The 24,708-nt window shown below is 41.2% G+C and carries 29 protein-coding genes; all 29 read right to left on the bottom strand.

Going from position 1 to position 24,708, the window contains the following annotated elements; translation table 11 throughout:
* Positions 1–5: 5 nt before the first annotated feature.
* Positions 6–1,079, bottom strand: coding sequence for a protein-glutamate O-methylesterase CheB (gene cheB / locus MKX38_RS08730; RefSeq protein ID WP_014476816.1), 1,074 nt, complete (start codon positions 1,077–1,079; stop codon positions 6–8).
* Position 1,080: 1 nt separating this feature from the next.
* Complete coding sequence (gene flhG / locus MKX38_RS08725) at positions 1,081–1,977, bottom strand: flagellum location/number ATPase FlhG (RefSeq protein WP_010886507.1); 897 nt, start codon at positions 1,975–1,977, stop codon at positions 1,081–1,083.
* Positions 1,968–3,068 carry a flagellar biosynthesis protein FlhF gene (gene flhF / locus MKX38_RS08720; RefSeq protein ID WP_017694879.1) on the bottom strand — a complete coding sequence of 367 codons (1,101 nt, stop codon included), beginning with the start codon at positions 3,066–3,068 and terminating at the stop codon, positions 1,968–1,970. The genes flhG and flhF overlap by 10 nt, the downstream gene beginning before the upstream one ends.
* Complete coding sequence (gene flhA, locus MKX38_RS08715) at positions 3,068–5,101, bottom strand: flagellar biosynthesis protein FlhA (protein ID WP_033883352.1); 2,034 nt, start codon at positions 5,099–5,101, stop codon at positions 3,068–3,070. Before flhA ends, flhF begins: the two co-directional genes overlap by 1 nt.
* A gap of 32 nt (positions 5,102–5,133) precedes the next feature.
* Positions 5,134–6,216, bottom strand: coding sequence for a flagellar biosynthesis protein FlhB (flhB, locus tag MKX38_RS08710; protein WP_003231949.1), 1,083 nt, complete (start codon positions 6,214–6,216; stop codon positions 5,134–5,136).
* Entirely contained in the window at positions 6,216–6,995 is a 780-nt protein-coding gene (fliR, locus tag MKX38_RS08705) for a flagellar biosynthetic protein FliR (protein WP_003245510.1), read from the bottom strand. Before fliR ends, flhB begins: the two co-directional genes overlap by 1 nt.
* A 7-nt stretch (positions 6,996–7,002) precedes the next feature.
* Positions 7,003–7,272, bottom strand: a complete 270-nt coding sequence (gene fliQ / locus MKX38_RS08700; protein ID WP_003220888.1) for a flagellar biosynthesis protein FliQ — start codon at positions 7,270–7,272, stop codon at positions 7,003–7,005.
* 14 nt (positions 7,273–7,286) lie between these two features.
* Entirely contained in the window at positions 7,287–7,952 is a 666-nt protein-coding gene (fliP, locus tag MKX38_RS08695; protein ID WP_003245692.1) for a flagellar type III secretion system pore protein FliP, read from the bottom strand.
* Complete coding sequence (fliZ, locus tag MKX38_RS08690; protein ID WP_003231958.1) at positions 7,945–8,604, bottom strand: flagella biosynthesis regulatory protein FliZ; 660 nt, start codon at positions 8,602–8,604, stop codon at positions 7,945–7,947. Before fliZ ends, fliP begins: the two co-directional genes overlap by 8 nt.
* A 14-nt stretch (positions 8,605–8,618) precedes the next feature.
* Positions 8,619–8,981, bottom strand: coding sequence for a chemotaxis protein CheY (cheY, locus tag MKX38_RS08685; RefSeq protein ID WP_014476812.1), 363 nt, complete (start codon positions 8,979–8,981; stop codon positions 8,619–8,621).
* Positions 8,982–9,006: 25 nt separating this feature from the next.
* Positions 9,007–10,143, bottom strand: coding sequence for a flagellar motor switch phosphatase FliY (gene fliY / locus MKX38_RS08680; RefSeq protein ID WP_106073910.1), 1,137 nt, complete (start codon positions 10,141–10,143; stop codon positions 9,007–9,009).
* Positions 10,133–11,131, bottom strand: coding sequence for a flagellar motor switch protein FliM (gene fliM / locus MKX38_RS08675; protein WP_003220879.1), 999 nt, complete (start codon positions 11,129–11,131; stop codon positions 10,133–10,135). The genes fliY and fliM overlap by 11 nt, the downstream gene beginning before the upstream one ends.
* 33 nt (positions 11,132–11,164) lie before the next feature.
* The gene (gene fliL / locus MKX38_RS08670) at positions 11,165–11,587 is read right to left on the bottom strand and encodes a flagellar basal body-associated protein FliL (protein ID WP_003231964.1); all 423 of its coding nucleotides are present in this window, start codon (positions 11,585–11,587) and stop codon (positions 11,165–11,167) included.
* Complete coding sequence (gene swrD, locus MKX38_RS08665) at positions 11,584–11,799, bottom strand: swarming motility protein SwrD (protein ID WP_003231966.1); 216 nt, start codon at positions 11,797–11,799, stop codon at positions 11,584–11,586. Before swrD ends, fliL begins: the two co-directional genes overlap by 4 nt.
* Positions 11,800–11,838: 39 nt before the next feature.
* Positions 11,839–12,633, bottom strand: coding sequence for a flagellar basal body rod protein FlgG (gene flgG, locus MKX38_RS08660; RefSeq protein WP_003231968.1), 795 nt, complete (start codon positions 12,631–12,633; stop codon positions 11,839–11,841).
* Positions 12,634–12,654: 21 nt separating this feature from the next.
* Positions 12,655–13,077, bottom strand: a complete 423-nt coding sequence (gene flgD, locus MKX38_RS08655; protein WP_003231970.1) for a flagellar hook assembly protein FlgD — start codon at positions 13,075–13,077, stop codon at positions 12,655–12,657.
* A complete protein-coding gene (locus MKX38_RS08650) occupies positions 13,074–14,537 on the bottom strand; it encodes a flagellar hook-length control protein FliK (protein WP_033883349.1) in 1,464 nt (487 codons plus the stop codon). The genes flgD and MKX38_RS08650 overlap by 4 nt, the downstream gene beginning before the upstream one ends.
* A gap of 12 nt (positions 14,538–14,549) precedes the next feature.
* Positions 14,550–15,164 carry a MotE family protein gene (locus MKX38_RS08645; RefSeq protein ID WP_003231975.1) on the bottom strand — a complete coding sequence of 205 codons (615 nt, stop codon included), beginning with the start codon at positions 15,162–15,164 and terminating at the stop codon, positions 14,550–14,552.
* 11 nt (positions 15,165–15,175) lie between these two features.
* A complete protein-coding gene (fliJ, locus tag MKX38_RS08640) occupies positions 15,176–15,619 on the bottom strand; it encodes a flagellar export protein FliJ (protein ID WP_003231977.1) in 444 nt (147 codons plus the stop codon).
* 2 nt (positions 15,620–15,621) lie between these two features.
* Positions 15,622–16,938: a flagellar protein export ATPase FliI gene (gene fliI, locus MKX38_RS08635; RefSeq protein ID WP_339189188.1), complete on the bottom strand. Its 1,317-nt coding sequence runs from the start codon at positions 16,936–16,938 to the stop codon at positions 15,622–15,624.
* Positions 16,935–17,687 carry a flagellar assembly protein FliH gene (fliH, locus tag MKX38_RS08630; RefSeq protein ID WP_003244804.1) on the bottom strand — a complete coding sequence of 251 codons (753 nt, stop codon included), beginning with the start codon at positions 17,685–17,687 and terminating at the stop codon, positions 16,935–16,937. The genes fliI and fliH overlap by 4 nt, the downstream gene beginning before the upstream one ends.
* On the bottom strand, positions 17,680–18,696 hold the full coding sequence (gene fliG, locus MKX38_RS08625) for a flagellar motor switch protein FliG (RefSeq protein WP_003231981.1): 1,017 nt from the start codon (positions 18,694–18,696) through the stop codon (positions 17,680–17,682). Before fliG ends, fliH begins: the two co-directional genes overlap by 8 nt.
* 12 nt (positions 18,697–18,708) lie before the next feature.
* Positions 18,709–20,319, bottom strand: a complete 1,611-nt coding sequence (gene fliF / locus MKX38_RS08620) for a flagellar basal-body MS-ring/collar protein FliF (protein ID WP_051388163.1) — start codon at positions 20,317–20,319, stop codon at positions 18,709–18,711.
* 45 nt (positions 20,320–20,364) lie between these two features.
* Positions 20,365–20,685, bottom strand: coding sequence for a flagellar hook-basal body complex protein FliE (gene fliE / locus MKX38_RS08615; protein ID WP_003238544.1), 321 nt, complete (start codon positions 20,683–20,685; stop codon positions 20,365–20,367).
* A gap of 10 nt (positions 20,686–20,695) precedes the next feature.
* On the bottom strand, positions 20,696–21,148 hold the full coding sequence (flgC, locus tag MKX38_RS08610; RefSeq protein ID WP_003245521.1) for a flagellar basal body rod protein FlgC: 453 nt from the start codon (positions 21,146–21,148) through the stop codon (positions 20,696–20,698).
* Entirely contained in the window at positions 21,148–21,537 is a 390-nt protein-coding gene (flgB, locus tag MKX38_RS08605) for a flagellar basal body rod protein FlgB (RefSeq protein WP_003245656.1), read from the bottom strand. The genes flgC and flgB overlap by 1 nt, the downstream gene beginning before the upstream one ends.
* A gap of 379 nt (positions 21,538–21,916) precedes the next feature.
* Positions 21,917–22,696, bottom strand: coding sequence for a GTP-sensing pleiotropic transcriptional regulator CodY (gene codY, locus MKX38_RS08600; protein WP_003220850.1), 780 nt, complete (start codon positions 22,694–22,696; stop codon positions 21,917–21,919).
* A 39-nt stretch (positions 22,697–22,735) separates the two neighbouring features.
* Positions 22,736–24,148 (bottom strand): HslU--HslV peptidase ATPase subunit, encoded by a 1,413-nt coding sequence (hslU, locus tag MKX38_RS08595; protein WP_255220399.1) that lies wholly within the window; start codon positions 24,146–24,148, stop codon positions 22,736–22,738.
* A gap of 7 nt (positions 24,149–24,155) precedes the next feature.
* Positions 24,156–24,701: an ATP-dependent protease subunit ClpQ gene (clpQ, locus tag MKX38_RS08590; protein WP_003238555.1), complete on the bottom strand. Its 546-nt coding sequence runs from the start codon at positions 24,699–24,701 to the stop codon at positions 24,156–24,158.
* Positions 24,702–24,708: the final 7 nt, after the last annotated feature.

The raw sequence follows: 24,708 nt of genomic DNA, 5'->3' as shown, positions 1-24,708 counted from the left end.
TTGAATCACACCCTCTCTTTTTTCACACAGCTTGTGATGGATGCTGCGATATCTTCCACATGTTTAATCTCATGAATGAGACCCGCTTTAACAGCAGCTTTTGGCATCCCGTATACGACACAAGATTCTTCAGACTCCGCAATGGCTTTCACATTGCCGGCTGTTAGCATGTCCTTTAGCCCAGCAGTGCCGTCACTGCCCATTCCGGTCATGATAACCGCTACTTTTTCATAATCTGTCAGTTTCCCGACAGAACGGAATAAATAATCAGCAGATGGTTTATGACGGCTTGGTGTGTCATGGTTATCAAGCACAATCTGGAGTCCTTCGCTGTTTTTAATAACGGATATGTTTTTTCCGCCCGGTGCTATGTAAACACAGCCGTTAAGAGCTGCTTCACCATCTTTTGCTTCTTTTACCTGAATGTCAGATAAATGATTCAGCCGATCAGCCAAAGAAGCAGTAAACCCTTCAGGCATGTGCTGTACGACAACCACTGGTGCGTTCAAATCCTTAGGGAGCTTCGGTATCACCTTTTGTAACGCCCGTGGACCGCCTGTTGATGTGCCGATACACACAATTTGTCTGCCCGTGCCAGGTTTCGGTTTGCTTAATTCAGGCTTAACGACAGCACGCACAATAGGTTCGGGCCGAACTGTCTGGGAAACAGGACGTTTCCGCTTGCCGGAAAGTCCTGCCGCGACGACACGCTCAACTAATTGTTCTTTAATTTTGTATAAATCCAGAGATATTGAGCCTGATGGCTTTGTGATAAAGTCAAAGGCACCGATCTCCAAACAATTAATTGTGCATTCTTTACCTTTCTCGGTCTGGCTAGACACCATAATGACCGGCAAGTTATAAATCTCAATAATTTTGCGGAGCGTATCTGTCCCATTCATGACCGGCATTTCAACATCTAGAGTAATAACATCCGGTTTTAATAATTCAATCTTCTTAAGCGCTTCTTCTCCGTTTCTCGCAGTTCCGATTACTTCTATCTGCTTTTCTTCGGTCAGAAAATCACTTATCATTTTTCTCATAAAAGCCGAATCATCAACTACAAGCACACGAATCAAATTAAGCCCTCCTCATTAAAAAAGAAGATAATTTCTCAATAAATGTCTGTTTGTCTTCTTTGTGTCTCGTTTCTTCTCTTTCAAACAAGGCGTCCGCTAAAATACGGACTGACCGGCTGGCTTTTGCCTGAGGGCTTTTTATGAAAAAAGGAACCTGTTCGACAACCGCTTTGCTCACGATCACATCGTCAGAAACGGAACCGGCAAACTGAACCTGAACATCCAAAAACATATGAATTGTACGGGAGAGGCGGGCAAAAGCGTCAAGCCCTTCCTTTTGGTCACGGCACCGATTGACAGCCACCTTCATTGAAAGCTTATTTTCTGTCAAAACCAAGTGCTTGACAGCGCTGTATGCGTCCATAATGGCCGTCGGCTCGGGAGTTGTTATAATCAAAATATCTTCTGCTGATAAAATAAAAGGCAGTTGATCTTTTGATAAGCCTGCTCCCATGTCAAACAGCACATAATCGAACTGGCTTAATGCATGAGAAAGTTCATTGGCAAAAAACGTCCATTTTCTCTGATCGAGCTGAAACATCACATCAAGACCGGTTCCCCCTGATATATACCGCAAACCCTTTGGGCCAACGGATAATGACTGCAGCAAAGGCTTACGATCGGTTAAAACATCGATTATCGTGGCAGACGATGAATTTCCTATTAATATATCAATGTTCCCCATCCCGATATCAAGGTCGATGAGCAGCACCTTCTTACCTTTATCCTGCAGCGCAAGTGCCATATTTAAGGTAATATTGGATTTTCCGACACCGCCCTTGCCGCTGATGACAGCAAGTGTCTTCGCTTTTTGTGAATAAACCATTGGCAGAACGCGCTCACGTTTTTCCATTTTCGCCCGTAAAGTTGCTGCTTGGTCATATCTGTTCATCTGCACAGCATCCTCACAAAACCAAGTGGAGATACAGTCTGTATATCCTCAGGCACATTCTGGCCGTTAGTCATAAACCCGACACCTATTTTTGATTCTGCCAGTATATTAAATACAGAACCTAAGGAAGTCGTTTCATCTATTTTCGTAAAAATATACTGATTGACAGGGACGGATGAAAACCGTTTGACAATATGCTTCATATCTTCATATTTTGCAGTCGCGGATAAAACAAGAAATGACTGAATGCTGCTCTCAAAAGGAATCGTTTCTTTCAGTTCATCAATGTATTGCGGGTCCTTGAAGTTTCTTCCAGCTGTATCAACAAACACATGATCATACTCAGAAAATAGCTCCTTCGCCTGCTGAAATTCTTCTTTTGTATAGCAAACTTCCAGAGGAGCCTGCAGCAGTTCAGCGTATGTTTTCAACTGTTCAACAGCTGCAATACGATACGTATCTGTTGTAATAAAAGCGATTTTTTTATGTTTTTCAAGCATAGATATGGCTGCGAGTTTAGCAAGTGTAGTTGTTTTACCAGCCCCTGTTGAACCAAAGAGAACGATATATTTTGAATGAATTGGCTCCTGCCACTTGTCTGCTGCGGGCAGCATATCGCATAGTATTTCCTGAAGTTTGCCGACAACATTTTCTTCAGTCAAGCCGCCTGCTTCAACAGAGAAGCGAAGCAATTTTTTCAGAGTGTTCGTTTTCGTAGACTCTTTGATCCCTGTTTCTTGCAAAAGCTTTTCTGCTTTTCGCAGCGGCTCAGGAAGTACAGATTGATATGCTGAAAAATCACCTAGCTCCTGTTGCGCCGGAATTTGAGGGGGATATGTTCTCTCCTCTATTTTCGGACTGCTGACCGGAGTTTTTAATGTTTGTTTCGGTTCAGCTGCCTTCTGAGGCGTTTTTTTCTCAAGAAAGTCCTGATCCAATACGGCGATTACTTCAACAGCAGGCTTGTTGACGAGGCCAAACCATTTTCGCTTTTTAATTTTTTTCGAATTTAATATGACCGCTTCATTACCTAACTCTTTTCTGATGAGAAGTGCCGCTTCTTGCATTGAAGCAGCAGTAAATTTTTTTATTTTCATTAAATATCCACCACTCCAATGCTTTGTACCTCAACATTCGCCTCAAGTTCGTTATAAGAGAGTACCGGAAGATCAGGGAAGTACCGTTCCAGAAGCTGCTTCACATACATTCTGACAGGCGGCGAGCAAAGAAGAATCGCGGTTTCCTGACGTAATGAGAGCTGTTCAGCTTCTTTGGCGACAGAGCGCACTATACTTTCTGAAATATCTGGTTCAAGTGATAAATAGTTCCCGTGTTCCGTCTGCTGCACACCGTCTGCTATTGCTTTTTCTACACGGCCCGAACAAGTAACAACCTTCAACACTTCATTTTCTTTGGCAAACTGGGCTGTAATTTGTTTAGCAAGCGCTTGTCTTGTATACTCTGTCAAGAGATCAGAATCTGTTGTTAATTTCCCATAGTCAGCAAGTGTTTCAAAAATCGTTACTAAGTTTCGAATTGAAACTTTTTCTTTTAAAAGCTTAGCAAGCACTTTCTGAATTTCACCGACAGACAATGGATTCGGCGTAACCTCTTCAACCAGGACTGGATACGATTCTTTCAAGTGATCGATCAGCTGTTTTGTCTCCTGCCTTCCGATCAATTCGTGGGCATGCTGCTTAATTTTCTCCGTAATATGCGTTGAAACGACTGATGCAGGATCAACTACTGTATAACCAAGCATGTCGGCTTCATCCTTTACCGCTTCGCTAATCCATTTAGCCGGCAGTCCGAATGAAGGCTCCACTGTTTCAATCCCTTCAATGAGATCGTCCTCAGGAGTAGGCGACATCGCTAAATAATGATCAAGCAACAGCTCGCCTTTTGCTACCTCGTTTCCTTTAATTTTCAATCGGTATTCATTAGGCTGCAACGCTATATTATCTCTGATTCGCACGACAGGAATGACAAGCCCGAGTTCCAAAGCCAACTGACGGCGTATCATAACAATTCGGTCTAATAAATCACCGCCTTGATTGGCATCAGCAAGCGGTATCAGGCCATATCCAAACTCAAATTCTATCGGATCTATATGCAGAAGCTGAACAACACTTTCAGGGCTTTTAAGCTCGTCCACCTCAGCCTCTTCCTCAAGAATCTCATCCACTTCTTCTTTTTCCTTACCTGATTTAGATAGTGTATATGCGCCAAAAGCAAGCAATCCCGCAAGCGGCCCCGTCAGAAGGATGCCGATCGGAGTGAAAATACCTAAAAGCATGATCGTAGCTGCTGCGACGTATAAAAGCTTTGGATACGCAAACAGCTGGCCTGTAATGTCATGCCCTAAGTTTCCTTCAGATGCAGCTCTTGTGACCACAATACCCGTAGCCGTAGAAATTAACAGTGCCGGGATTTGCGAAACAATTCCATCCCCTACAGTCAGCATCGTAAAGTGTGAAGCAGCTTCTTGAATGGACATGCCCTGCTGAAGCATTCCGATCACGATTCCGAAAATAATATTGATCATCACAATGATGATTCCGGCAATGGCGTCACCTTTTACAAATTTACTGGCACCGTCCATTGCTCCATAAAAGTCTGCTTCTCTTGCCACTTTTTCGCGGCGATGCTTCGCTTCCTGTTCGGTAATCATCCCTGCGTTTAAATCAGCATCAATACTCATCTGCTTCCCCGGCATTGCGTCCAGCGTAAACCTTGCTGCAACCTCGGAAACACGTTCAGCACCTTTTGTAATGACGATAAACTGAATAATAATAAGGATGATAAATACAACGAGTCCAACTAATACATTTCCGCCGACAACGAAATTTCCGAAAGTCTCGACGACTTTACCTCCTTCACCGTGTGAAAGAATTGAACGGGTAGTTGAGACGTTCAAGCCCAAACGAAATAGGGTCAAAAGCAGCAACAGTGACGGAAAAATCGAAAACTGAAGCGCTTCCTGCATATTCATTGTGGTGAGAAGCACGATCAACGCAAGAGAAATATTAATAATGATCAAAATACTTAACAGCCATGGAGGAAATGGAATCACCAGCATCGCCACAATGAGGACAACACTTATTAAAACGGATAAATCTCTTGTTGACATGCTGTTTTTTCTCTCCTTTTAAATCGAAAAATTCAATATACTTTTTGTTTTGTTTTATATACGTAAGCCAGAATTTCTGCTAAAACTTTAAAAAATTCTTCCGGCACTGCCTGGTCAATTTCCACCTGATCATATAACGCACGGGCAAGCGGTCTGTTTTCTACCATCATGACATCATGCTCTTTAGCAATTTTCCTGATTTTTAACGCAAGGTGGTCGACGCCTTTTGCAACAATATAAGGTGCGTCCATTTTTTCTTCATCATATTTCAAAGCAATCGCATAGTGAGTCGGGTTTGTGATAATGACATCTGCTTTTGGAACTTCCTGCATCATCCGCCTCATCGCCATTTCCCGCTGTCTTTGTTTAATTTTAGACTTGATAATCGGGTCTCCTTCAGATTTTTTGTACTCATCTTTTATATCTTGTTTTGACATTTTGATATTTTTCTCATAGTCAAATCTCTGATATAAATAGTCGAGACCAGCAAGAATCAACAATGCACCTGCACCGCTTAGTCCCATCCACAAAGTGAGTTTTGAAACGAAAGAAAGTGCCTCTTCGGGTGTCAGGAGAGGAAGCCGGAGAATTTCTCCATAATGTAGCCAAAGCACAGCAAAAGCCGCAAAACCAACGACTACGATTTTCAAAATTGATTTAATCAGCTCTACAATCGCCCTCATACTGTATATTCGTTTAAAGCCTTTGATCGGATCCAGTTTTTCAAGCTTAGGCTGTATCACTTCAGCAGAAAATAAGAACCCAACCTGCATATAGTTGCTTACGACTCCTGCAACAAGAGCAACAAGCAAGATCGGTGCGAGTATCATGCCCATATCCTTTAATAAGCTGACAAACAATGTATGCACATTTGATTCTGAGAGCTTCATTGTGAGCGATTCGGTATAAAATGTTTCTATGAATGACAGCAGCCTGTCTCTCATATACGGACCAATTGCAATAAGCGAAAGGAATATTACCAGTAAAGAAACGGCGGTATTGACATCCGAGCTTTTGGCTACCTGCCCTTTTTTTCGCGTATCCTTCCGTTTTTTCGGAGTGGCTTTTTCTGTCTTCTCTCCCGCAAAAAACTGCAGGTCAACTCTAAGCTTCATTAAGAAACACCGACCAATGCTAAAAGATTCCGCATCGTTTCAATCGTTAAACTGAAAACATTCCGGACAACGACGAAGATAACGGACATACATACAATGAGCATAATGAAACTGACAGCGATCTTTAAAGGCAGACCGACCACAAATACATTTAACTGCGGAACAGTTCGAGCCACGATACCTAATGCTAAATCAACTAGAAACAAACTGGCCACAACCGGCGCTGACATTTGAAAAGCGATAATAAACATTGCATTAAAGCTTTTCGCAATAAAATAGGCAAACTTTTCATCGCCGAAATTCGGAAATGCCTGATCAACTGAAATATACTGAAAGCTGTAGTAAATACCATCCAGCAACAAATGGTGGGCATTGACACTCAGCATAAACAAAAGTGCCATCGTATAGATAAACTGGCCAATCAACGGACTTTGTGCACCGGTTTGCGGATCAATAACGTTTGCTATTGAAAATCCCATTTGAAAATCAATAAACGAGCCGGCAATCTGCACTGCGGCAATCATCATATAAGCAATTAAACCCAGACATAGGCCGACCAAAGCTTCTTTAAACGCCAAAAGCATATAGTGCTCATCTATCTCCAAAGAGGGCGGTTTATCAATGGTGCTGAAACAAATGACCGCAAGAAAAAAAGCAAAACCTATGCGATGAACAGCTGGCACATTTCGATGTCCAAATAGCGGAATCGTTACAAAAAAAGCAGAGATTCTAATAAAAACCAATAAAAAAGCAGGAAATAAGTCAATAATTGAATTCATCTCTACATTACCCTGCAAAACGATTTAAATTAGAAAACAGCTCTGTTGTAAATGAAAGAATCGTCGACAGCATCCACGGACCAAAAAAAATGAGAGCCAGGAGAACCGCCACGATTTTCGGAATAAACGCCAAAGTCTGTTCCTGGATTTGAGTTGTCGCCTGAAATATGCTGACAATTAAACCGACCAGTAAAGCAATAGCCAATAATGGCCCGCTGATCATCAGCGTTACGTATACGGCTTTTTCCGCCATAGAAATTACAAATTCTGAACTCACGTTTAGCACCTACCCTAAAAGCTCTGAAGCAAAGATTTCACAATTAAATACCAGCCGTCTACCAAAACAAAAAGTAATATTTTAAAGGGCAGAGAAATCATAACTGGAGGCAGCATCATCATTCCCATTGACATCAAGACGCTCGCCACTACCATATCTATAATTAAAAAAGGGATAAAAATCATAAAACCTATTTGAAATGCTGTTTTAAGCTCCGATATGGCAAAAGCCGGAACCATTGTTGTTAACGGAATATCCTTTAATGATTCAGGTTTATCCATTTTCGCGTAATTCATAAACAGCGCCAGATCCTTCTGCCTTGTGTGTTTACTCATAAATTCTTTAATCGGTTCCTCAGCTTTCGTATACGCTTCATCCAAGCTGATTTTGTTGTCCATTAATGGGGTCAGCGCTTCTTTATTAATTTCTGAAAAAGTAGGAGCCATAATAAAAAATGTTAAAAACAGCGCAAGCCCGATTAGAACCTGGTTTGGGGGCATAGATTGCGTCGCAAGTGAAGTTCTGACAAATGACAGAACAATGACGATGCGAGTAAAACAAGTCATAAGAATCAATATTCCAGGCGCCACTGAAAATACAGTTAACAATAATAGTAATTTAACAGTCGAACTTACGTTTTCCGGATCGCTTGAACTGAAAATATTTATAAACTCATTCATGATGACGTGGGCCTTTCTTCTTTCCTTCAGAACGGTTTTGTTTTAACTCTTCAAGTTGCTCTTTTAATGCTTTTGAAAATGAAGGCAGTTTTTGCTGCGGCTGATGTTCAGAACTCTTAAGCGGCTTCACAAACTTTTGCCACTCTATTTTGCTTGACATTGCCTCTTCATGCTGACTGAGAATGACTTCAATCTCTTTTTCATCCTCAATTTCTTTCAGCAGCTGGATCGTCTCTCCTACACCGACGACGAGCACACTTTTCCCGACCTTGATCAATTGTATGGATCTGTTCTGGCCGACCGATGTGCCGCCAATATTTTCAACATATTGAAAAGGCTTTAGGAGCCGATTTCTTTTGTTCATGAGCTTAACCAGCCCGTAAATCAGCACGATAACAAACAGTAAAGCGAAAATCATCTTTACAAAATCAAAAGCTGAGACAGAAGGAGCAGCCGCTCCCTCCGTCTCATCAGCAGTTTTTGTTGTTTTTTCTTTCTTTTGCTCTGATTGATCTGCAGTTTTTTCATCTTTCTTTTGAAACCATTCGTTTACAGTTGAATTATCAGAGTCTGCCGCGGCAGCAGCAATCGGATGTACACTAAATAAAACGAAAAAACAAATAAAAACGATAAAATATTGACTCTTTTTCAACAGTCGTACACCCTTTAACTTAATGTTTTGTTGATTGCTTCAAGCACACGGTCAGCCTGGAAAGGTTTCACAATGAAATCCTTAGCGCCGGCCTGAATGGCATCAATAACCATTGATTGCTGTCCCATAGCAGAACACATGATGATTCTTGCCTGCGCATCAATTTGTTTAATTTCTTTTAATGCTGTAATACCATCCATTTCTGGCATCGTGATATCCATAGTAACAAGGTCAGGTGAATGCTCTTTATATTTCTCTACCGCTTGTGCTCCATTTTCAGCTTCCGCCACAACTTCAAAACCATTTTTAACCAAAATATCTTTAATCATCATTCGCATAAATGCTGCGTCATCTACAATTAAAATTCTATGTGCCATAATCTATCTCTCTCCTTGTGTTTCGTTATTTTAAATTATTAATGCGCTCTGCCTGGCTTAAAATGTCAGTGACTCTCACTCCGAAGTTTTCTTCAATGACAACGACCTCGCCTTTGGCAACGATACGCTGATTAACTAAAATATCTACAGGCTCACCGGCTAATTTATCAAGCTCGATAATACTTCCGGCAGAAAGCTCTAAAATCTCTTTTACGCTTCTCTTCGTTCTGCCAAGCTCAACAGTAATCGAAAGCGGGATATCCAAAAGCATATCCAGATTATGAATAGGGGCTTGTACAGCTTCGTTTGGATCAAACGCTGAAAATTCCACCGGTGAAACCTGAACTGGCGCTGCTTTTTTTGCTGTTCCCTGCCTTTTTGGCGGCGGCTGCTGTTGCTTCGGTTCAATACGCGGCTCTGGCGTCACAGGCTCTTTCGGCTGTTCGTATGTAACTTCAGGCTGCACCGTTTCTTCTTCCTCTGCACTTTCTGAGTTCATAAGGCTTGAAATTAAATCTTTCGCAAATGTCAATGGGTAAAGCTGCATAATGCTAGAGTCTATTAATTCTCCCACCTTTAAGTTGAAAGAAACTTTCACCAGCATTTCATCATCAGGAATACGGTCTGTACCCTTTTCTTCAGTAACATCCAGCAATTCAACCCGAGGAGGCGAAATATCAATTTTTTTACTGAATACAGTAGACATTGATGTGGCAGCCGATCCCATCATTTGGTTCATTGCTTCTTGAACCGCACTTAAATGGATTTCACCCAGTGAAGGGTCCGCACCTTTTCCGTCTCCCCCGATCATTAAATCAGCAATGATCGCCGCGTCACTTTGTTCCACGACTAACAGGTTGCTTCCGCTGAAGCCCTCCGTATAATTCACTTCAATCGCTACATACGGTTCAGGAAACGCATCGCTGATTTTACTTCTTGGAATGACCGTTACGCTTGGAGTCGTAATATCGACCTTTTGATTTAAAAGCGTTGACAGTGCTGTCGCAGAACTGCCGAATGAAATATTACCGATTTCACCGATCGCATCACGCTCCATTTCCGATAAGTCATCTACTTCCGGAACCTCTGGCTCATCAAGCGTGCTGCCAGTACCGTTAAGAAGCGCGTCAATCTCATCTTGAGATAATCTATTATTCTCCATCTTGTTCACCTCTTATGTCGTGATCTAAAATTTGCACTGCCTGTTTTCGATTCACCCGGCCGGCTTGTCCTAAAAATTTCGGCTTATCTCCGACCAATACAGTAAGAGGATCCGTGACTGATTTGTCCAAAGTTATGCAGTCTCCGACTTCTAAACTTAAAAACTCTTCTATCGTCAGTTCAGATGTGCCGAGCTCGGCCACGACAGGTATTTGTGCTGTCATGATACGTTTTTCAAGCGACTTTGTTTCCTCAGGCTTTGGCTCATTTCGGTCTGATTGCATCCAATAGTGGACTGAAAGCTTCGGTATGAGCGGCTCGAGTACAATATGCGGGATACAGAGATTAATGACACCGCTGATTTCACCAATTTGAGTATTGAGCGAGATCACCACGACTGTTTCATTAGGAGATACCATCTGAACAAATTGCGGATTCACTTCAAACTCAGTCATTTCCGGTTCAATATCAGCAATTGACTGCCAAGCTTCTTTATAATTACCCAGTGCATTTTCAAATAAATTAGAAATGATTTTTGTTTCAATTTCTGTCAAACTGTCAACCTTGTTATGACTGATTCCAATCCCGCCCATGACTCGATCCATCATCGTATAAGCTATCGTGGGGTTGACCTCCATCATAATTCTTCCTTCCATCGGATGAACATCAAATAGATTCAGAATCGTCATGTTTGGAATCGATCTGATAAATTCCTCATACGGGACCTGGTCAACAGAACTGACAGATATGTGAATATAGGTTCTGAGCTGAGCAGAAAAATGAGTGGTAAGAAGTCTTGCAAAATTGTCATGAATTCTCGTTAAACTGCGGATCTGATCCTTAGAAAACCGCAGCGCACGTTTGAAATCATAAACCTTGACTTTCTTCTCTTTTTCTTCTTTTTTCAGCTCTTCAGCGTCCATTTCACCAGTTGATATTGCAGAGAGCAGTGCATCTATTTCATTTTGGGAGAGAACTTCTCCTGACATTTTCCTCACCTCCGTATTCTGTCAAATTATGCTTTATTGCAGATTAAAGGAGGTAATATACACTTTTTCTACTTTTCCTTCTTGGAGGTAGCTATTTATTTTATCTTTTAGTTCCTTCTTAAAGGTTTCTTTTCCCTTGTCTCCCTCAATCTGATCAGCATTCGTATCAGCCAGCAGTGATATAACAGCGTCTTTCACTTGGAAATCACGTTTCTCAAGTTCTTCTTTTGATTTATCAGAATCAGTTTCAAGTTTAATAGCAAGACGGATAATGTTATCAGACTTTAAATTTGTTGTGATCTCTTCTACATCAACAGAAGACGCAACGATTTCATCAATACTTTTTTTCGCTTCACTTTTTTCGGACTTTCCGCCTAAAACAAAATAAGCCGCCGCCCCGAGAGCACCAATTACGATAAGAATAATTAGTAATATGATCATTAACTTTTTCTTCATTCCGGTTCCTCTATTCCTTGATCCATTGCAAATATTTGTATTTTTCGGTAGAAAGCTGCGATCTTTTCCAGAACAGCTTCTTCATCTTCTTTTACTACAAACTTCTTACCATTTGACAGAGTAATTGTAGTATCCGGAAAACATTCAATCTGTTCAATAAATAGCGCATTCAGTGTAAAGGGCTGCCCGTTCAAACGGGTTACTTTAATCATAAAACAGCGGAGAAGCGATTACTCGCCTCCCCTCCCTCCTTAACGTTTAAGGTTAACCAGTTCTTGAAGGATTTCATCAGATGTTGTAATAATTTTTGAGTTTGATTGGAATCCGCGCTGGGCTACGATCATTTCAGTAAATTCGTCAGTTAAATCGACGTTAGACATTTCGAGAAATCCTGATTTAAGAGCACCAGTTCCGCCGTCACCAGGCTGGTTCGCTGCACTGGCCGTTCCAGAGTTTAAAGATTCACGGTATAGGTTGCTTCCAATTTTATCCAATCCATCACTGTTGGCAAAAGTAACAATCCCGATTTGTCCCCCGTCTTGTGTTTTCCCCTCAGCATCAACAATTGACACCTTTCCATCAGAACCAATGCTAAAGCTTTGAGCATCAGTAGGAATTTTAATTGTTCCCCCATTCATATTTAACACATGGTAGCCATCACCTGTAACCAGAGTTCCGGTATTATCTAAATAGAAGTTCCCTGCTCTTGTATAAGCTGTCCCGTCACCTGTATCAATTCGGAAGTAACCGTCGCCGTCAATTGCTAAATCAAGTGTTCTTCCTGTACTTTGTGTCGCGCTTGTTGAATGAATTGTATCAATTGTGCCAGATGATGAACCTAAACCGATTTGCTTAGAGTTTGTTCCGCCGATTGTTGCACCAGCAGCAGAACCGCCGGCAATCGTTTGGCTTACCATATCTTTAAAGGTCACACGGCTCTTTTTGAATCCTACTGTATTTACGTTGGCAATGTTGTTACCGATTACGTCAAGCTTTGTTTGAAAGTTCTTCATACCGCTGATTCCAGAATAAAGTGAACGTAACATAATATATTCCCCCAGATGTTTTTATTTAGATGATTGTCCCACAGACATGACATTCGCAGGACTGATCTCGGTCCCATCATCAAGAACGAGATAATAATTTCCTTTAAAATGTTTAACAGAGCTTACTGTGCCTGTTTTATCTGTTGCACTTTTACCATCAGTCCAAGATACTTCTTTTCCCATCCAATCAACATACGTTGTAAACGGATCTTGGTTTTCAACGAATTGAGTCATTGTCGTATTCAGATTCATCATTTGCTCCAAGCTTGAAAAAGTCGCCATCTGGCTGATAAATTCTTTATCGTCAATCGGGTTAAGCGGATCTTGGTTTTGAACTTGAGTCATTAATATTTTTAAAAACTCGTCTTTCCCCAAGCTGCTGTTGTTCGTCGACACAGTGTTCGTTTTTTCAGGCAGTTTATATTCTGAACTTATAGAAGTCATTCTTCTTCCTCCATTTCAACCATCGACACTTCATCGAGCAGATCGCCAAAATCATTTGATTGCTTTTTCTGTCTTTGCTGTCTCTGCCCCTCTTGCTGCTGTTTCTGTTCATCAGCAAGCTGGCCGTATATCGGCTGATCCCCGCTTTGGACCGGAAGAGTAAAACGGTCAATTTGGACGGCCATATTCGGCAATGATTGCTTCAGCTGAGGAAGATGCTGTTCAAGCAATTCTTTTGCTGATTGGCTAGATGCTATGATTTTACTCTGAAACATTCCATTTTCATTTGTCAGCTTGATTGTGACAAATCCTAAATGTTCAGGGTTCAGCCGAATAGTGAAACTTCCCGTCGATCTGCCGAAAGGCGTATATTTCATCTGCTTCCACGCATTAATCACTTGATCAGCCACCGTTTTTGTTTCGGCATTTGGTATATCAGATGACATCTGCTGCAGATCAAGTGTTTGAACTCCTCCTATGCTCCGATGCCCCGAAAACAGCATTTGGAGTCCTGATTTACTATCTACAGGCTGAATACTTCCAGAAACATCCGGTGCATTTTTGCTGGTTGAACTCTGCGAAAGCGGTGTGAGAACACGCTTCCCAAAGTCTTGTGATGATTCGGATGATTTCGATAACAAGAAGGCTTTCAGCTGGCTTTCAGCTAGACTCCATTCTTTGGTCCCTTTTTGAGGAAGCATAGACATTTGGTCCATTAAGCTTTGAAAACTTTTCAGCTCTGACGCTGTCATGGAGTAAAGTTTTGAACTTGACTCAGCTTTAGTGAATATTTGCTGTTTAAGATCCTGAATGAGTTGTTGAGATACACCCTTTTTTTCTAATGCAGATAGGAATTGATCTCCATTTTGGTAAATGGCATGAGCTTCATTGCCATTCCCGCGATCAGTCAGCTTATTCCCTTCTACGAGCTGGCTAATGAACATCTGGATATAGATAAGCTCTTTAGCAGGCTCGGATACTTCATTTTCCTTATTTGATTGCTCTGTATCAGTCTTCAGTGCTCCATTAATGTCAGAAGCAGAATCATTGGCACTCAGAGCCGTTTTAGCTTTTGAAAAGATTTTCTCCGTTTCTGTGAGCAATTGATCCGTCCCGCCTGACATTTTTGATTCAACTGCTTGCAAAAGATTTTGCAACATTTGCAGAGCATTCGCATCCAATTGCTTCCCTGTCAGTTTGCTTAATGTTTGCAAAAGATCCGCATTTTGTTTGTCTTGATCTTCAGGACTAGCATTTAGCCATTCACCGATCTTTTTAAGCGCATCTGCTAAAAGCTGATCTTCAGAATTAGGAGTTCCCTTTCCTTGTTCTGAAAGTTCCTTCAATCCAGCCTCAGACATAAGCCAGTTTTGAAAAACTCCCTGGCTACTTTTCATGTTTTTAGCGGCAGAACCCGTTGTGGTTTGCAGCAAAGGTCCGGCTAATTCAAGCAGCTTCACCTTTCATTCCCCCTATTCTTGGCTGGCAGCAATTTTTTCTGTATAGGTTGCTGCTTGCTCAGGAGTCATTTTCGCCAATATGTCAGCAAGCTGCTTTTTGCTTAGGCCATTCAATATTTTCAGTGCTTCTTGCTCCTTTAATTGGGCAATAATTTTAGCAGCCTTTCCGCTGTCCATGCTTTTGTACACACTGATCACTTTGTCATTTTCAGAAGAAGCTTTCGAGTCTGCTGATCCTTCAGTATGATCTTCTGATGACTTTTTTTGATCCTCAGCCGTCTTTTCAAGTGAACGGATCTTTTGATTGAGCCTATCGATTTCTGATTTACTTGTTTCTAAATCTTTATTCAATATACTGATTTCACTTTTTTGATCCTTAATGGTCTTTTCCAGAGCTGCCGTATTACTGCTATCCTTACTTGATGCTGCGCCTTTTTTATTTTCGGTTTCAGGGACCAATTCTTTAAGAACCGGCGTTTTTGCCGCAGCATCCTGTATCGGCTTTAAGACATTGATACCAGCAGCCCAAAGAACAATCCCCCCTGCGATTAATAGAAACATCAGCGGGAGGATAATGATAAGCAAAACCGAACGGAACTTACCTGATTCTTTCTTTTTGCCGGACATTACATTCGCTCCTAATGGCCTTGAATCATAAACTGCTTAATCGAAATATCGTCCATTTCTTTCATTTCTGCAGCTTTATCTTCAAGAGCAAACATTTTAAACTGTTTTTCACGCATTTTTTCAAACTTTTTCACTTCAATGTTTTTCTCTGTCAAAATTTCTTGTTTTTGATTCATTTGATTTCTTTTCATAATGACAAGCTTTTGATAGTGATAGATCGTATTATCAAGATTTGAGACAAATTGTTGGTAGTGCCTCATTTCTTGTACACTCATGCCGCTTTTTAATTTCTTTTCCTTATTTTGTTCCAGCAATTCCTTTTTGCTCATATTCTCATATAATTTTTCAGCAACGTTTTCAAATTCAGAAACTGATTGCTGATATTCGGATAAGGATTGGTCTTTTTCATTTTCTTTTAGTTCCAGCAGCTTTTGGAATCTAAATTGATAAGCCACGTTTATTCCTCATTTCCTGTCAAACTAGTTAATGCAGCAACGCTTTCTTCCAATAAAGCCAGTTCGTCTGTTCCCTGCTTTAAAAATTGAATAAGCTGCGGATAAAATTGTATCGCTTCATCAATTTCTCTGGATGATCCTCTTTTGTAAGCTCCGATATTAATGAGATCTTCCGAATTTTGATATGTCGATAAAAGTTCACGGAATTTATTTGCCGCATCCAGATGCTGTTTTGTTGAAATGTTTGACATCACCCTGCTGATGCTTTTTAGTACGTTAACTGCAGGAAACTGGCCTTTATTGGCAAGCGCCCTGTCCAACACAATATGTCCGTCTAAAATTCCGCGTACAGTATCGGCAATCGGCTCATTCATGTCATCCCCGTCTACCAACACTGTATAAAATGCCGTAATGGTTCCATGCTCGTTTGCACCTGTTCGTTCTAGTAAACGAGGTAAAATAGCGAACACTGAAGGTGTATAACCTTTTGTCGTCGGAGGCTCTCCTGCAGCCAGTCCAATCTCTCGCTGCGCCATTGCCACCCTTGTAACAGAATCCATCATAAACATGACATTTTGGCCTTTATCTCGGAAATACTCGGCAATTGCAGTCGCTGTATATGCCGCTTTCAACCTCATTAATGCTGGCTGGTCTGAGGTGGCAACGACTACAATCGATCGTTTCAGCCCCTCTTTCCCCAGATCTTTTTCAATAAACTCCCGAACCTCTCGTCCGCGTTCTCCGACAAGTGCAATGACGTTTAAGTCAGCCTCTGTCTGCTTGGCGATCATCCCCATTAAGGTGCTTTTTCCGACACCGCTTCCTGCAAAAATTCCAATCCGCTGGCCTTTACCGACTGTCAGCAAGCTGTCAATTGATCTGACTCCAACACCCATCTTTTCACGGATAGGCGGCCGTTTCATCGGGTTGGGCGGTGATTGCTCCGTTGATACAGGCGAAAGCCCTTTCGGCAGAAGTTTTCCGTCAAGCGGTTCTCCAAAAGCATCGATGACTTGTCCAATCAGTCCGGTTCCAACTTTAACCCGAAGTGATTCTCCAGTAGCTTCTACAATGCTGCCAGGTGCAATGCTCGCAGCCTCTAAATAAGGCATAAGCAAAATATTTTCTTCCTGGAAGCCGACTACCTCAGCTTTAATGACTTTCCCAGATTGTCCTTTTGCATAAATCAGGCACACGTCGCCAATTGAGCTTGCTGGCCCTTTTGATTCAATCATCAGGCCGATTACCCGTTTGACTTTTCCGTACCGTTTATACGAGTCTGTCATTTCTATACAATCTATCAGACTCTGTGTCTTCATTCAGCTGCACCTGCTTCCAGCGCTGTCAGAAGTTTATCTTTCAATTGCATCAATTGTGTGTCAACACTCGCATCTACCCTGCCAAAAGGAGTTTCAATATAACAGGTTCCTTTTTGAGCTTTTTCATCAGCATATATGCCAAGCCGACATTCTTTATAAAGAAGCTGCTGGATTTCATCTTTTTGCTGAAAGATTGTCTCATAGTAATATGGATCAACATAAATTGATATATCGTCATATTCCTTCACTTCGTTTATAACCTGTTGTACAAGCAGGAGGAAAGCCTCTTTATCATCAGACTTTTGCTGCCAAACTTTTTTTGCTAGGGCAACGGCAAGCTCAACGATTTCTTCATTAGCGTCTTCAAGCTTGTCCTCAACAGCTTTTCTGGACATTTCAGTTATACTGTTTGCTTGGCCGATCAGTTCTGCATACTGTTTCATTGCCTCAGCTTTGCCCAGCGCTACTCCTTGTTCAAAGCCCTCGGCTTTTGCTTCTTCAATAAGCTTCTGTTTTTCAGCCGCCCAATCGTTTTTCTCCTGTTCAATTTGACGGCGAATATTTTCTATATGACTGTTTGCCTGCTCAGAAATCCGGTCAGCTTCCTCTTTCACTCGGGCCATAAGCGCCTCCGGGTTCTCTTCAGCCTGCAAAAGGTGAGAATGATCAATACGCACCTCTTGTATAGAAAGTTTTCTTTTTTCCTTTTGTGGAGAAATAGATGATTCTTGTTTAATGATATTAGACAATAATATCATCCCCTCCGCCTCTTGCTATTACAATTTCACCGGCTTCTTCAAGCTTTCTGACGATGCTTACAATTCTTGATTGAGCTTCTTCTACATCTTTCAAACGTACAGGGCCCATAAATTCCATTTCTTCTTTGAAGGTTTCAACCATACGCTGTGACATATTGTTGAACACAATTTCTTTGACTTCCTCGCTTGCAACCTTTAATGAAAGGAGCAAATCGTCGTTCTCAACATCGCGAATGACTCTCTGAATTGCACGGTTATCAAGTGTGACAATATCTTCGAAGACAAACATCCGCTTTTTAATCTCTTCAGCAAGATCGGGATCCTGAATTTCCAATGAATCCAAGATCGTCTTCTCTGTCCCTCTGTCTACCCCGTTTAACACTTCCACAACAGCTTCAATTCCGCCTGTTTGTGTATAATCCTGAGTAAATGCAGAAGATAATTTTTGTTCCAGAATCCGTTCTACCTCGTTAATTATTTCTGGAGACGTTCTATCCATGACCGCGATTCTTCTCGCAACCTCAGCCTGCACTTCAGGGTTCAGCTCGGATAAAATTTGCCCGGCCTGCACTGGATCTAAATAAGACAAGATTAACGCCATCGTCTGCGGATGCTCTTGCTGGATAAAATTCAAAATTTGTTCTGGCTCCGCTTTTCTGGCAAAATCAAATGGTTTAACCTGCAAAGAAGAAGTCAGCCTGTTTAGAATGTTCTCCGCCTTATCCTCTCCAAGCGCCTTTTCCAGAACTTGTCTTGCATAGCTTAAACCGCCTTGAGAAATATAATCTTGCGCAATGGCTATATTATGAAATTCTTCTATGATTTCATCCTTTTTTTGATGATCGACGCTTCGAACACCTGATATTTCCAGAGTAAGCCTTTCAATTTCTTCATCGGTTAAGTGCTTATAGACAGAAGCTGACACATCTAACCCCAAGGAAATCATGAGAATGGCTGCTTTTTGTTTTCCTGTAAGCTTATCTTGATCACGTCTCGCCATTTCTAATTCCTCCTAATCCTCGGCCAGCCAGCTTCTCAGCAGTTTTGCAAAATCTTCCGGCTTGTCTTTCGCCATCTTTTCAAGCTGTTTTCGTCTGACTGATTCCGCTGTTTCATTTTCCTCTTCGTTGATATCAGGCAAATTGATTGGTTCTTGAGGAACCTCATACTCATATTCCTCAAATTCATCCTCTTGCGCCCGTTTCTTTCTGATAAGCATAATGATCAGAACAATGATCGCTGCGATTAAAACACCGCCTACAATATATGCCCACAGCGGGATACCTGAGGATTTTTCCGTATTTGTATCCAAATTGACTTTTCCGTCGAATGGCTGTACGGAGACAACAATCTTATTATTGATATCAGCATCAGATAAATTCTGGTTTTGCGTTTCATCTTTATCCAAAGATGTTCTGACTACAGTTGAAAGGATTTTTTGTATATCATCTTGTCTTTCAGTTGATAGCGACGCTGTGTTTTTGGCATCAGGCGGCTCTACCATTACTTGAATCCCTAAATCTCTGACCTTATAAGGACTTTCAGCGATTTCTTTATGAATTCGGTTAACCTCGTAATTGATTTTGTTGCTGTTTTTTTCGTAGTTCCCGCTTTCGGTATTTTCACCGTCAGCCTTATAATTTGTAACATCTTCCTCGCCGGTTCCGGCAGTTCCGCCGTTGGCTGCACCGTCGCCCTGATATGTTTCAGATACCTTTTCAGCGCTGACTGCAATGCCTTCCATGTTTTCTTTATCCACAGGTTCGACAATGTCTTCTGTCCGATTTTCTTTTGTGAAATCAATGTCTGCTGTAACGGAGACAACGACTTTATCTTGGCCCATCATCGTACCAAGAAGTGACTGTACATGTTTTTGAATGTCTTTTTCAACTTGAGACTTAATTCCTTGCTGAGAAGAATAACTATCCGCGTAGGACCCTGCATCGCTGTCTGATTTGTCGTAGTATGTAGAATTTTGATCCATGATGACGATGTTATCTTCTTTTAGATTCGGCACGCTTTTAGATACCAGATGATATAATCCGTTGATCTGGCTTTGATCAAGTGTATAACCCGGTTGAATCTGCAAAACGATTGATGCAGATGCTGCAGATTGCTCTTCACCGACAAACACCGCGTCTTTCGGGAGATTAATCATTACTTTTGAACTTTTAATACCGTCCATTTCATTGATCAAGTTTGACAGTTCTGTCTGTGTAGCTTTTACTTTCACCATATCAAACTCATTGTCTGTCAAACCAAAGCCGGCATTCTGTCCAAAAAATGAATAATCAATTGATCCGGTTTTAGGAAGTCCTTCTGCAGCCATCTGCACTTTCAAAGAATCAACCTGATCCTCCGGAACACTAATCACTGTACCGCCATTCGAAAGTTCGTTTGGCACTTTTTTTGCATCCAATTCTTCTTTGATTTGTCCTGCTTCTTCGGCAGACAAATCTTTGTACAGCGGCGCCATTTTAGAATTTGAAGCAAAAACACTAATAATAATTCCAATAATAATAATTGCCGCTAAAGCACTAACCATTAAAATCTTTTGTAATTTAGATCTATTTTTCCAAAACTCACTCGTTTTGTTTTTCATTTGCATTAGAGTACGATTCATGTTAACCCCCGGTCATTCCACTCTTTCTCTAAATCGTCAGACCCCCTACATTTGCATTCTCATAATCTCCTGATAAGCTTCCACAGCTTTATTGCGGAACTCTGTTGCTGCAGTTAGAGAGATGCTAGCTTTTTGAGCAGCGATCATGACCTCATCAAGATTTACATCTTTTCCTGCAGCCAAGGCATTAGTCATGTTGTCAGAAGCTACTTGGGACTCATTTAACGAACTAATAGAGTTTTTTAAAAGCTCCGAAAAGCTTGTTTGATTTGAAGAATCTGTTTTTTGGCTATTGTTTACTTGATTTGTTGCATTTTGAGTGTTTTGAGTATTTTGAACCTGAAAAGGAGAAATTGCATTAATCACATTCATTCACCTACTTTCCGATTTCTAACGCCTTCATCAGCATTCCCTTTGTGGCATTCATCGCCGTGACATTCGCCTCGTATGATCTAGTGCTGCTGACAAGATCAACCATTTCCTTTAATGGATCAACATTAGGCTTTTGTACATATCCTTCAGCGTTTGCATCAGGGTCTGTCGGATCATAGACAAGATTAAAATCCGAATCATCCTCCGTAATTTTTGAAACCTTCACACCGTTTCCAGCATTCCCGCTTCCGCTCATTTGAGAATTGAGAATGGAAGAGAACGATTCACCTTTTGACTGAAGGGAAACCATTTTTCTTCTGTAAGGCACCCACTCTCCATTCACCTGCTTAGCTCTTGTCGTATCCATATTGGCTAAGTTAGATGATACAACGTCCATTCTGACTCGCTGAGCTGTTAAAGCCGATGCTGAAACATTTAAGCTATGAAAAGCTGTCATCATTTTCCTCCTGTTAATACGGTCTTCAGCGAATTAAATTTACCGTTCATTCTTTCAACCAAAGCTTGATAGTTGATTTGATTTTGCGCCAATTCTGTCATCTCTTTGTCAACATCAACATTGTTTCCGTTTTGCTGATACGATGTATCTCCGCTCGCAACAATTGAATAATTCGAATCAGTATCAGAAAAATCAACATGACGATAGTCTGTTTTTATCGCTTCAAGACGCGAGGATTCTTGATCTAATAAATTTTGGAAAGAGACTTTTTTTGCCTTATAGTTCGGTGTATCTATATTGGCGATATTATTAGTTATGACTTTTTGCTTAATATCCGCTCTACTCAAGGCATTTTCAAGATTTTGTATCGTTCCAGAAAATAAGCTCAAATCCACTTACCTCCATTTCAGTTTTTTTCACCCTCAATATCCTTGTCGAGAATTGTAAAACTATATGCTTATTGTAAGAAATAACAGGCATAAAGTCTATGAAGTTCGTGTAAAAAAATGTCCTCACAATTATCTATTTTGCAACTAGGTATAAAGTCCTAGATTGTTAGAACTACATTTCTCGCCTTGATATAAGCCTGAAAATAACAGAATTTCTGTTTTTTCTCCTTTCTTTTCGGCATTTTTGAAACTTTTTGAAGAAAAATGCAAAATTTATTAAAAGTATTACATAGAAAGACTTTCAACCCAGGAAATAAAGCTTATTGATTTCCTTTATTTGAAATAAAAAAAGAACCCTCAAAAAGGGTTCTTTTTGTGATTAATGAGATTTTAGATTTTCTAATTCAATTAGGAATTTGTTGTTTAGTACCTTGATATAAGTACCTTTCATTCCTAATGATCTAGACTCGATAACACCGGCGCTCTCCAGCTTTCTGAGTGCGTTCACAATAACAGAACGGGTAATGCCGACACGGTCAGCAATTTTACTTGCAACAAGAAGACCTTCATTTCCGTCAAGCTCCTCAAAAATGTGCTCAATTGCTTCAAGCTCACTGTAAGAAAGCGAGCTGATAGCCATTTGTACGACAGCTTTGCTTCTTGCTTCCTCTTCAATTTCTTCTGCTTTTTCTCTTAGGATTTCCATTCCGACAACTGTTGCGCCGTATTCAGCTAGAATTAAGTCATCGTCATTGAATTGATCTTGTAAACGCGAAAGAATAAGTGTTCCTAATCTTTCCCCGCCTCCGATGATCGGCACAATTGTTGTTAAACCAGCTTGAAACAGGTCTCTGTTCTCAACAGGGAAAGCAGTATATTCACTATTAATATCCAAGTTAGAAGATGTTTCAGGGACATTAAACAGATTTTTCGTATATTCTTCAGGGAATTGACGATCCTCAAGCATTTTTTTCATACGATCATTTTCAATTTGCTGGTTAATAGAATACCCAAGGAGTTTCCCTCTGCGGCTTACAACGAAAATATTGGAATCAATTACATCCCGCAGCGTCTCCGCCATTTCCTTGAAGTTTACCGGTTTCCCTGCCGCAGCTTGCAGCATGGAGTTAATAATTCTTGTTTTTTGTAATAAAGCCATGATAAATAATCCTCCTAAACATTCCTCATATTAAATTTTTCACAATATAAATTGACTTAAATCTTTGTTTTTGGCTATCGTTCCGAGCTTTTCTTCGACATACTGTGGTGTAATCGTTATTTTCTCCATCGTTACATCTGGAGCTTCAAACGACAAATCTTCTAATAGGCGTTCAAGTATTGTATGAAGGCGTCTCGCACCGATATTATCTGTGTCCTGGTTCACATGATAAGCAACTTCAGCAATCTTATGAATAGCTTCGTCAGAAAATTCAAGAGATATACCTTCTGTCTGCAATAATGCCTGATATTGTTTCAGCAGCGCATTATCCGGCTCAACCAAAATTCTCACGAAGTCGTCTACCGTGAGTTTGTTCAGTTCTACACGAATCGGGAAACGCCCCTGCAGCTCAGGAATCAAATCAGACGGTTTGGCCATATGAAACGCTCCTGCTGCAATAAATAATACATGGTCTGTTTTTACAGAACCATATTTTGTGACAACGGTTGAGCCCTCAACAATCGGCAGGATATCCCGCTGAACGCCTTCTCTTGAAACATCGGCAGAAGAAGATGCACCGCCGTTCTTTGCGATTTTATCAATCTCATCGATAAAGATAATCCCGCTCTCTTCTGCTCTCTGAACAGCTTCCTGGCTGACTTCATCCATATCGATGAGTTTGCTTGCTTCTTCATTCGTCAGGACTTTTCTGGCTTCTCTGACTGTCATTTTGCGCCGTTTCTTTTTCTTTGGCATTAATCCGCTCAGCGCATCCTGCATGTTCATACCCATCTGCTCCATACCCGAGCCCTGCAGCATGTCAAACATAGAAGGCTGCTGCTCTTCGACTTCTACTGTTACATAGTAGTCTTCGAGCTCTCCTAAAGCCAGCTGATGTGCCATTCGTTTTCTTTTTTCTTCGATGTTTGCTTCTTCCTGGCTCTCCGCCTCATCTTCACCATTCGGCTGGCTGCCTCCAAAAAACATTTCAAACGGATTTTTAACGCCAGATTGTTTTTTCTTCCCGGGAACTAACAGACGAACAATGCGTTTGTTTGCATTTTCTTCTGCCTGTTCCTTTACTTCATTCATTTTCTCTTCTTTTATAAGCCGAACAGAAGTCTCCACAAGATCTCTGACCATTGATTCAACATCTCTGCCTACATAGCCGACTTCGGTAAATTTAGTAGCTTCAATTTTGATAAATGGCGCACCTGAAAGCTTAGCGATTCGTCTGGCAATTTCAGTTTTCCCGACGCCGGTAGGACCCATCATTAAAATGTTTTTCGGAACGACCTCGTCCTTCAGCTTTTCATCCAGAAGACTTCTTCTATAGCGGTTTCTTAATGCCACGGCGACAGCTTTTTTCGCATTTTGCTGACCGACAATATATTGGTCTAACCGATCTACAATCTGTCTAGGAGTTAACGGTTTTTTTTCCATGCGCCTCAAGTCCTTTCTATTCAAGCTCTTCCAGTATGATTTGATCGTTCGTGTAAACACAAATTTCGCCTGCTGTTTCTAACGCGGCTCTGGCAATCTCACTTGCAGACATGCTTTCACCGGCATGCTTTTTCAGTGCTCTTCCCGCTGCCAAAGCGTAATTGCCTCCTGATCCAATCGCGAGAATGCCGTCATCTGGTTCGATCACCTCGCCTGTTCCCGATACGAGAAGCAAAGTATCCTGATTCATAACAATCAGCATGGCTTCGAGCTTTCTTAGCACTTTATCACTGCGCCATTCCTTCGCAAGCTCAACAGCCGCCCGTTTTAAGTTGCCGTTATATTCTTCAAGCTTAGCTTCAAACTTTTCGAATAAAGTGAAAGCGTCTGCAACAGATCCCGCAAAGCCAGCAAGAACTTTGCCGTTAAACAGTTTTCTCACTTTCCGTGCCGTGTGTTTCATGACAACAGCCTGACCAAATGTTACTTGGCCGTCTCCGGACATAGCGCTTCGTCCTTTATGCTGTACGGCAAATATTGTGGTCGCATGAAAAGATGACATAAAGGGC

The organism is Bacillus sp. FSL M8-0025, from assembly GCF_037975475.1.
Lineage (GTDB): Bacteria > Bacillota > Bacilli > Bacillales > Bacillaceae > Bacillus > Bacillus subtilis.
This window is presented reverse-complemented; position numbering and strand designations above follow the sequence as displayed.

What these genes read in the sequence shown, in the direction of transcription:
- flhF (WP_017694879.1), bottom strand. Translation starts at nt 3,068, where the DNA reads ATGAAAATAAAAAAATTTACTGCTGCTTCAATGCAAGAAGCGGCACTT.
- flhA (WP_033883352.1), bottom strand. Translation starts at nt 5,101, where the DNA reads ATGTCAACAAGAGATTTATCCGTTTTAATAAGTGTTGTCCTCATTGTG.
- flhB (WP_003231949.1), bottom strand. Translation starts at nt 6,216, where the DNA reads ATGAAGCTTAGAGTTGACCTGCAGTTTTTTGCGGGAGAGAAGACAGAA.
- fliR (WP_003245510.1), bottom strand. Translation starts at nt 6,995, where the DNA reads ATGAATTCAATTATTGACTTATTTCCTGCTTTTTTATTGGTTTTTATT.
- fliP (WP_003245692.1), bottom strand. Translation starts at nt 7,952, where the DNA reads ATGAATGAGTTTATAAATATTTTCAGTTCAAGCGATCCGGAAAACGTA.
- cheY (WP_014476812.1), bottom strand. Translation starts at nt 8,981, where the DNA reads ATGGCACATAGAATTTTAATTGTAGATGACGCAGCATTTATGCGAATG.
- fliY (WP_106073910.1), bottom strand. Translation starts at nt 10,143, where the DNA reads ATGGAGAATAATAGATTATCTCAAGATGAGATTGACGCGCTTCTTAAC.
- fliM (WP_003220879.1), bottom strand. Translation starts at nt 11,131, where the DNA reads ATGTCAGGAGAAGTTCTCTCCCAAAATGAAATAGATGCACTGCTCTCT.
- fliL (WP_003231964.1), bottom strand. Translation starts at nt 11,587, where the DNA reads ATGAAGAAAAAGTTAATGATCATATTACTAATTATTCTTATCGTAATT.
- swrD (WP_003231966.1), bottom strand. Translation starts at nt 11,799, where the DNA reads ATGATTAAAGTAACCCGTTTGAACGGGCAGCCCTTTACACTGAATGCG.
- flgG (WP_003231968.1), bottom strand. Translation starts at nt 12,633, where the DNA reads ATGTTACGTTCACTTTATTCTGGAATCAGCGGTATGAAGAACTTTCAA.
- flgD (WP_003231970.1), bottom strand. Translation starts at nt 13,077, where the DNA reads ATGACTTCTATAAGTTCAGAATATAAACTGCCTGAAAAAACGAACACT.
- MKX38_RS08645 (WP_003231975.1), bottom strand. Translation starts at nt 15,164, where the DNA reads ATGTCCGGCAAAAAGAAAGAATCAGGTAAGTTCCGTTCGGTTTTGCTT.
- fliI (WP_339189188.1), bottom strand. Translation starts at nt 16,938, where the DNA reads ATGAAGACACAGAGTCTGATAGATTGTATAGAAATGACAGACTCGTAT.
- fliG (WP_003231981.1), bottom strand. Translation starts at nt 18,696, where the DNA reads ATGGCGAGACGTGATCAAGATAAGCTTACAGGAAAACAAAAAGCAGCC.
- fliF (WP_051388163.1), bottom strand. Translation starts at nt 20,319, where the DNA reads ATGAATCGTACTCTAATGCAAATGAAAAACAAAACGAGTGAGTTTTGG.
- flgC (WP_003245521.1), bottom strand. Translation starts at nt 21,148, where the DNA reads ATGACAGCTTTTCATAGCTTAAATGTTTCAGCATCGGCTTTAACAGCT.
- codY (WP_003220850.1), bottom strand. Translation starts at nt 22,696, where the DNA reads ATGGCTTTATTACAAAAAACAAGAATTATTAACTCCATGCTGCAAGCT.
- clpQ (WP_003238555.1), bottom strand. Translation starts at nt 24,701, where the DNA reads ATGTCATCTTTTCATGCGACCACAATATTTGCCGTACAGCATAAAGGA.